At 38.1% G+C, this 3,453-nt stretch carries 4 protein-coding genes; 1 reads left to right on the forward strand and 3 read right to left on the reverse strand.

What is annotated here, in order from left to right; genetic code table 11:
* Genes IBX42_RS11770 through rfaD form a run of 3 tightly spaced genes read right to left on the reverse strand, consistent with a single transcriptional unit; the run spans position 1 to position 3,005 of the window.
* Positions 1-573, reverse strand: coding sequence for a YfaZ family outer membrane protein (locus tag IBX42_RS11770; RefSeq protein WP_294933124.1), 573 nt, complete (start codon positions 571-573; stop codon positions 1-3).
* Positions 574-1,998 (reverse strand): D-glycero-beta-D-manno-heptose-7-phosphate kinase, encoded by a 1,425-nt coding sequence (gene rfaE1 / locus IBX42_RS11775; RefSeq protein ID WP_294933125.1) that lies wholly within the window; start codon positions 1,996-1,998, stop codon positions 574-576.
* Positions 1,998-3,005 carry an ADP-glyceromanno-heptose 6-epimerase gene (rfaD, locus tag IBX42_RS11780; protein WP_294933126.1) on the reverse strand — a complete coding sequence of 336 codons (1,008 nt, stop codon included), beginning with the start codon at positions 3,003-3,005 and terminating at the stop codon, positions 1,998-2,000. The genes rfaE1 and rfaD overlap by 1 nt, the downstream gene beginning before the upstream one ends.
* 113 nt (positions 3,006-3,118) lie before the next feature.
* Between rfaD and IBX42_RS11785 the strand changes: the two genes are divergently transcribed.
* On the forward strand, positions 3,119-3,403 hold the full coding sequence (locus tag IBX42_RS11785; RefSeq protein ID WP_294933127.1) for a cytochrome C: 285 nt from the start codon (positions 3,119-3,121) through the stop codon (positions 3,401-3,403).
* Positions 3,404-3,453 lie beyond the last annotated feature (50 nt).

A 3,453-nucleotide genomic window follows, 5' to 3' on the forward strand; every position in this document is an offset into this window, starting at 1 on the left:
CTAAAACAGAAATTTCAGACCAAAATAAACAGAATCGTTATACTCTACGTCTCTTACCTCATAGTTTGTATCCATATGTCTATATCCTAATGTTATAAAACCATTCTGTATTGCTTCTGCTTCTAAAGTAAAACGGTACTCCAAAAAGCTATCTGCTTCATCAAAAGAGAGTACCTCAGGAGCAGTATATATGCTGGCACCGATGTAAAACGGTACGCTTGAACTAACAGGAAGTTTATAAACAGCCTCTATACCTAAAGGAATTGAAACAAACTCATCCGTGTGGTTCAGTTTGACACCTAATCCTAATCTAAAATCACTATTTACATTTTTTTGCATCAAAAAATTTATCTCTTGATAATCATCTATGTTGCGCACATCACTATGCCTCTCATCTGCATTTAAATATTTCGCACCCAAAAAGATAGTAGCGGGTTCAATACTGTCATTAAACTGCCCCATATCAAGCTTTGCCGAGAGCTCCAAATCTGAGTTATTTATATTTACTTCCGCACTATGCATTGCAAAGACAGATACTGTGCTTAATGCAATTAAAGATATCTTTTTAAACATTTAATTTCCTTTTATTTTTTGAATCGTCTTTGTAGTGCTCTTCCCATCTACAAAGTCAACTAGCTTCAACTCTAGAGCAAATTCTGTTCCTACCACGCTTTTACCTTCGTAATCGCCGCCCTTTACGAGCGTATCCGGTTTTATCATTTTTATAAGCTCATAGGGAGTATCTTCTTCAAACGGCACGACAAAATCTACCGCTTCAAGAGCAGCTAAAAGATAAGCTCTGTCTTCTGCGATATTAATAGGGCGTAATGGACCTTTTAGGCGAGAGACGGATGCATCTGAATTCAGCCCGACAATCAATGCATCTCCAAAACTCTTTGCAATCTGGAGATACTTGACATGTCCGACATGCAAAATATCAAAGCAGCCGTTTGTAAAGACGACTTTTTTACCGTTTGCACGGTAACGCTCCACAACCGCATTTATCTCATCAAAGCTTTTTATGTGCGCTTCTGAGGTGCTTTTATGCAACGTTGCTTCATACTCTTCTATCTCATCAAGAGTAACCGTTGCCGAGCCAATTTTTCCAACTACTACACCCGCTGCAAGGTTCGCAAACTTTGCAGAATCCTCTATGCTTTTATTCGCACTAAGCGCAAAAGCGATTGAGGCTATGACCGTATCTCCTGCACCCGTTACATCAAAAACCTCTTTTGCAACGGTTGGAAATATCTTCATCTCATCGTCAAATACGGCAATCCCATCCTCTGAGAGCGTAATAAGAGAGATTGCCAAATCAGCCTCTTTTTTCATCTTTAAAAGCGCTTCTTTTAGACTTGCCTTGTCTTTTATTTCAACTTTTGTGGCGAGCATAGCCTCTTTTTTATTTGGTGTTAAAAGATATGCGCCGCTATATTTGCCGTAGTCGCTCCCTTTTGGATCAACCAAAACTTTAATACCCTCTTTGTTGCAGAGTTTTATAACTCCTTGACACAGCTCATTAGTTAAAACGCCTTTTCCGTAGTCGGACAAAATGACGGCATCATACTCTGAAACAGTGCCTGCAAGCGAGTTTAAAATCTTCTCTACTGAAGCGTTTTCTATCTCCTCTTTGCTCTCTTTGTCATATCGAAGTATCTGCTGAGAAGCCGCGATTACACGGCTTTTTTTGGATGTTTTTCTTCCGTTTTGTATAATTATTCCCCTAACGTCTACATCTATATTTTTCAACAAGTTTATAAGCTCGACTCCGTTACCATCGCTTCCTATAACTCCACTTACACTTACATTTGCCCCAAGAACCACAAGGTTGTTTATAACATTTCCAGCGCCGCCAAGAACGGTCGTCTCTTTTGAAATATCTACTATCTGCACAGGAGCTTCTGGAGAGATTCTCTCACAACTTCCCCATAGGTAGTGATCTATCATCAAATCGCCGATAACCAATATTTTAGGAGTGAAATTTTTCAGGTTTTTCATTATTTGACTTCTTCTTCATAAACTCTTTTAATTTCACTTATATATGCCTTGATTCCATCTTCCATCTCAAATTTCGGCTCATACCCCAGAGCTTCTTTCGTTGAGGCAATGTCCGCTTCCGTATGAAACTGGTAGCTGCCGATAAACGGGTTTAGAATATATTCACATGAGAGGGTTGTTCCCAGTTCACGCTGCAAAATATCGACCATATCCTGAAAGCTTCTTGCCTTGCCTGTTCCTACATTATAGATTCCGCTCTCTTTAGCATTCATAGCTTTTACATTTGCCTGAATAATGTCTTCTATATATATAAAATCTCTTAAAATCTTATCGCTATCTTCAAAAAGACGCGGTTTTCTGCCAGCTAGTATCTGATGACCAAACTGTAAAACCATAGAAGCAGTACTGTTTTTAAAATACTCCCTCGGACCGTAAACATTAAAATATCTAAGCCCGACTATAGAGATTGCACTTTTTTGCATATACTCTTTACTTAAGTTGTCCATGGCTAATTTTGAAAATCCGTAAACATTTTGCGGTGCTTCACGCCCTACCCTCTGTGGTGAGGCAGCATTGCCGTAAGTTGCTGCCGAAGATGCATAAATCATATTTGCACCATGTTTTATGGCAAGCTCTAAAAGATCTTTGTAAGCATTTACATTTGTTTTTATCATTAAATCTTGCTCAAGTGCTGTAGTATCAGAGATAGCAGCCTCATGAAAAACAAAATCAAATTTATAGTTTAATTCTAGGCTAAGCAAGAGATCTTTGTCGTTAATATCCCCGCTTATTATCTCGCCTCTAAACCCTATTAAGTTTTTAAAGTGTCCAAAGCTCTTCAAATTTCCGTTTGAGAGCTTTTCGCCGCTTCTAAAGCTGTCTACGACGACAACTTTTGCATCCGGATGATTGTTTTGAAAATAAAACGCCAAATTTGAACCTATAAAACCTGCGCCACCGGTTATTAAAATCGTTTTATCGTTTAAATCATCATTTATGTATCTCATCTAATGCACCAAAACCTCGTAAATTTAACAAAATGATAACAGATAAATCATTAACAAGCATTTAAGATAAATGTCATTATAATTTGTCTGAAATTAAAAAAAGGGTATAAAAAATGAAAAAAATCATTTTATCAATCGTTGCTTTAGGTGCAACTACTGCTTTAATGGCTGCTGTAAATGCTGCTGCGTGTACAGGTTGTCACGGTGCTGATTGGAGCAAAGCTGCTCTAGGTAAATCTAAGAATGTTGCAGAGATGAGCAAAGCTGATATTGCTGTTGCGCTTAAAGGTTATAAAGACGGTTCTTACGGTGCAGCAATGAAAGGTCTTATGAAAGGTCAAGTTGATAAGTATTCAAACGAAGAGTTAGACGCTTTCGCACAAACTATCGGTAAATAATTTACCTGAATTGCCCATTGCGGCAATTCTCCACATATATCTTTAACTCC

It is taken from the genome of Sulfurimonas sp., assembly GCF_014859695.1.
In the GTDB taxonomy this organism is placed as follows: Bacteria; Campylobacterota; Campylobacteria; order Campylobacterales; family Sulfurimonadaceae; genus Sulfurimonas.

What these genes read in the sequence shown, in the direction of transcription:
- IBX42_RS11770 (WP_294933124.1), bottom strand. Translation starts at nt 573, where the DNA reads ATGTTTAAAAAGATATCTTTAATTGCATTAAGCACAGTATCTGTCTTT.
- rfaD (WP_294933126.1), bottom strand. Translation starts at nt 3,005, where the DNA reads ATGAGATACATAAATGATGATTTAAACGATAAAACGATTTTAATAACC.
- IBX42_RS11785 (WP_294933127.1), top strand. Translation starts at nt 3,119, where the DNA reads ATGAAAAAAATCATTTTATCAATCGTTGCTTTAGGTGCAACTACTGCT.
- rfaE1 (WP_294933125.1), bottom strand. Translation starts at nt 1,998, where the DNA reads ATGAAAAACCTGAAAAATTTCACTCCTAAAATATTGGTTATCGGCGAT.